The organism is Veillonella sp. 3_1_44, assembly GCF_000163715.1.
GTDB lineage: Bacteria > Bacillota > Negativicutes > Veillonellales > Veillonellaceae > Veillonella > Veillonella parvula_A.
This window is the reverse complement of sequence record NZ_GG770210.1, coordinates 1-695: the sequence shown is the minus strand read 5'-3', so window position 1 is coordinate 695 and position 695 is coordinate 1. Positions and strand designations below refer to the sequence as shown.

The 695-nt window shown below is 40.4% G+C and carries 2 protein-coding genes; one reads left to right on the top strand and one right to left on the bottom strand.

Annotation, left to right across the window (positions count from 1 at the left end; all coding sequences use genetic code 11):
• Positions 1-243: hypothetical protein (locus tag HMPREF0873_RS10035; RefSeq protein ID WP_008715876.1), on the top strand; the 243-nt coding region annotated here is incomplete at its 5' end.
• Positions 244-466: 223 nt separating this feature from the next.
• Here the strand turns inward: HMPREF0873_RS10035 and HMPREF0873_RS09765 are convergent.
• The coding region (locus tag HMPREF0873_RS09765; protein WP_038125935.1) for a hypothetical protein at positions 467-695 on the bottom strand (229 nt) is incomplete at its 5' end.

The following is a 695-nucleotide window of genomic DNA, read 5'->3' as shown; positions in this document are numbered from 1 at the left end:
CCCCAGTGGGGATTAACTTGGTTTGATTCCAATAAATACTATAAAGATATTTCGCTGCCGATTAGCAGCACTGTACTAATTGCCTTAGCCACCGATGACTCTGTTAGTGTTGCTACTTCTGGATCAGAATGTTTTATTACTTGGAACAGTGGGTTTTCTCAAGCTAATAGAAACATCATCCGATTCTTAACCAACAGAGTGGACACAGGTAGTTTTGTTTGGATGACCGTAGGGAAGGCTTAATATCCAGTGAGTATATTTAATGCGTATAATCAACCAAAGCCTTGGACTGTGCGCTATCCGATAGAATTTGCTAATAAAACTATCGCTGTTTCTGCAACTAGATATAATGGAGAATATTCATTTTCTGAAATCATTTTACTAGGAACCAGCTGACATATAAAGACAGTGATTATAGAGGGCAGCAAGGTGTCGGTGATCAGATTATGTTCATTATTCTAGGGAATTAGATGATTCCTAGTGCGAACCAGTAATAAGAAGCAGCATATCTATCACTTGCCGAAAATACGGCCTTAGTTGCGTTGCTCTCTGACACGGAGTTAGCAAAATACCTAGGCGTGTCAGAGCCTGACCAGTACGCATCTATAGCGTTCGCCATGAATAAAGTTGTAAATTTGATAGGAAATCGTACCTCTGTCTTAGTTACGTTATCTTGACCACCCACTCCCCACTGG